The organism is Moorena sp. SIO3B2, from assembly GCF_010692525.1.
Lineage (GTDB): Bacteria > Cyanobacteriota > Cyanobacteriia > Cyanobacteriales > Coleofasciculaceae > Moorena > Moorena producens.
The window spans coordinates 1-3,097 of sequence record NZ_JAAHHE010000204.1 but is presented as its reverse complement, the minus strand read 5'-3'; the positions used below and the strand labels follow the sequence as shown (position 1 = coordinate 3,097).

The 3,097-nt window shown below is 40.2% G+C and carries 3 protein-coding genes; all 3 read right to left on the bottom strand.

Translation table 11 applies throughout. From position 1 onward, the window contains the following. A partial coding sequence (locus F6K38_RS27640) for a glycosyltransferase family 2 protein (RefSeq protein ID WP_287358272.1) occupies window positions 1-545 on the bottom strand: 545 nt, incomplete at its 3' end. A gap of 1 nt (window position 546) precedes the next feature. Then, window positions 547-1,542: a glycosyltransferase family 2 protein gene (locus F6K38_RS27635; RefSeq protein WP_287358270.1), complete on the bottom strand. Its 996-nt coding sequence runs from the start codon at window positions 1,540-1,542 to the stop codon at window positions 547-549. Between the two features lie 353 nt (window positions 1,543-1,895). Beyond that, window positions 1,896-2,858 carry a hormogonium polysaccharide biosynthesis glycosyltransferase HpsE gene (hpsE, locus tag F6K38_RS27630; protein ID WP_287358267.1) on the bottom strand — a complete coding sequence of 321 codons (963 nt, stop codon included), beginning with the start codon at window positions 2,856-2,858 and terminating at the stop codon, window positions 1,896-1,898. Window positions 2,859-3,097: the final 239 nt, after the last annotated feature.

The following is a 3,097-nucleotide window of genomic DNA, read 5'->3' as shown; positions in this document are numbered from 1 at the left end:
AGCCACATATCCCAATCTTCTGCCTGGGTTAGGGATTCATCAAATTGACCAACTGTGTCAAATGCTTTCCTACGAATTAGGACGTTAGAACCATTTTCCAAAAAATCTGTTAGCAACAGCTGAGGATAAACATTACCATTGAGAGTGATATGGTTACCTCGCCGCAAAAACTGACCTGATTCATCAATGTAATCTGTCCAACTATAGGCAACGGCGGCTTGGGGGTTTGCTTGTAAGGCGTTTAACTGGAACTCTAATTTATCCGGATGCCAGAGATCATCGGCATCTAGGAACGCAATATAGTCCCCTGAAGCATGGGATAGTCCACGATTACGAGCTCGGTTGACACCCGCATTGGGATAGGAAAAAATTTTTAAGCGAGCATCTTTGATACTAGAAATTATTTCCCCTGTCGAGTCTTGGGAGCCATCATCAATGACAAGTATTTCAAAATCCGTAAATGTCTGATTTAAAACCGATTCAATCGTCTGTTTGATAGTTTTTTCGTCATTATAAACTGGTATAATTATAGATATTAAAACCATATTATATTGACTTAGTTCTGTAGTTGATTAGCCCCTGAATAGTTTCTTCTGGAGCATTTTGCTGCTTCAAATAGTTTTTGAGAGTTGTTTCAGTTTTACTCAATAGTAAAAAATCACTGACTAACAGTTTAATAACTTGCCTAACATATAAAATAGCATACCTCCAGAAAGGGACATGTTGTGAGTCTTGATAAATTATATTGACCATATGCCAGATATTATAATTTGACTTTAAATTAGTGAATCCTTTCAAAATTTGGATTCTTTTGGCTGTATTCGGTTGGAGATACCATTGTAGTAAAGGGGGCATATAACGAATCAAGTCATTTAAATTATAATCAGTAGTGGCTTGGAGCTTACTTGACAAAATTACATTAAATCCTGATTTATTAGCACGACTAACAAACTCAAAGTCACCGCCGTAATGCCGGAATCTATCAGCATCTGGAAACCCAAGTTTATCGACGACTACTCTGGGGATGATAGCTATATTACCATTTAGGGTATCGACTGACCTAGCCTCTGCTGTAGCAAAATAATCCATACTCCGAATTGGCTGTTTTTTATGCATTCCACTGAACACAATCCAATCGGAATAGGTTTTATCCCGGACAATACCCCCAACAATTGTATTATTGTACAGTGGAGACTGACAAATATCAATCAGGTTGTTAAGGAAATTGTCTGACAGAGAAATATCATCATTTAGCCACACTAGGTAATCGGAGTCTAATTTATCTATGGCATAGTTCATGCCGAGACAAATTCCACCTGTCCACCAAAGATTGCCATCTCCTTCAATTAAGTAAACATTGGGAAATTGACGTCTAATCATTTCTCTGGTGCCATCTGTGGAATCATCATCTACTATGATGACTGAGATAACTGAGATATTATCGGTATTTGCTTGAGGAATTTGCTGAAAAATTTGACTCAGAATATTCTGAGTATAGTGTTGCCTATTTCTAACTGGAATAATTAAGGATATTTGGGTCATGATAGCAAAGGGAATAGGGAATAGGGAATAGGGAGTCGGGAGCGGTGCGACCCGTGGCGAATTTAATTCGACGACTGTAAGCGCACCGAGGGAGTCGGGAGTCGGGAGTCGGGAGCAGAAAAAAAATCTGAAAAATACTGTTATTTAGTAAGCATTTAGCCGTCAGTTGTCAGGCGTTAGTTTAAAATAAACCTATGCAGGCCTATGGCCACGCTATGGGAACGGGACAATTTAATAGTTCGAGATTTTAGAGAATTGAAAGTCTGGAGATTTGCCCATCAAAGCATTAAGCTGATAGCTGATAGCTGATAGCTGATAGCTGATAGCTGATAGCTGATAGCTGATAACTTAGGTTATTTATTATAAGGATTGTGTAAAAGCTTTCTAATAGTAAAAAATGGACTGAGGAAACTGCCCCAGAAGAATTCTAGTTGAAAGGCGGCAATGAGATTAGTTTTAAATTGTCCTCGATACTTAAGGAAATGTAGGATAAATCGGCGCAAATTTCCCAATAAGGTTCTGGTAATTACTATAGGCTTTTGCCAAAAGGTAGTATTAATCAGACGGAGCTGACAGGTAGCTAAACCACAACCACGAGCGAGAGTGAGTAAGTAATCTCTCTGAAGACGCCAGTGGGGAATCTTATGATAGCTATGCATGGCGGGGTTATACCAAATTTCCCAACCTGCTTTGTACATATATAGCAATGGCTCATAATCATCTCCCTGCACGAATAATCCGGGCAGTTTGCCTGTCAAACTGGGACGAGGTGGCACACTATCGAGCCAAGCTTGTCTACGAACGACTAAGCTTGCCCCTGGGGGTAGTCTGATGTGTTCAGGTTGAAAGGGATGGGGGTTTGGTCCATGTTCCCGAATTGCCAGAAATTGCTTGATGGGTTCAAAATTTTCTGGGGGTTCGACTTCAAAATCACCATGAATTTGACCACTGTAGGCTCCTGCCTTAGGATACTCTTGACCAAAGCCATAGGCTGCAGCAATCCAGTTGGGATCAGGTAAATTGTCATCATCTAAAAAACCGATTAATTCACCTTTAGCCTCCTGGACAGCTCGCAACCTGGCAAATGCTGATCCTTGTTCGAGTTCAAAACAATATCTTAAGGGGACAGATACATCCCAATTGCTTTGATAGTTCTGAATAACTTGGGCAGTATCATCGCTACTATTGTTGTCAACGACAATAATTTCCCAACTGATCGGGTTTAGGAAAGTTTGCGATCGCAGTCCCTGGAGCAGTAATGGTAAACGCTTCGCCCCATTATAGGTCGGAATCGCTACAGTGAAGTCAACAGACATAGAACTAGCTCATTTGGCTTTGTTAGGAAATCACCACAAATTGGCCAATTTGGCTCAACTAAGAGAACCATAATTTGATATCCTGAGATATCGTGATTGGTGATTTGAGATTGATGGAGAGAACCTCCTTCACCCACTCAATCATAATTATGATCAAATAAACAACTCTATTTTCCTAGAATTCAAGGGCGATCTCATTGGCCAGCATGGGTGAACTTACCCATATAACTCGTGGTCTA

Coding starts and splice junctions, on each gene's coding strand:
- F6K38_RS27635 (WP_287358270.1), bottom strand. CDS start 1,542: ATGACCCAAATATCCTTAATTATTCCAGTTAGAAATAGGCAACACTAT.
- hpsE (WP_287358267.1), bottom strand. CDS start 2,858: ATGTCTGTTGACTTCACTGTAGCGATTCCGACCTATAATGGGGCGAAG.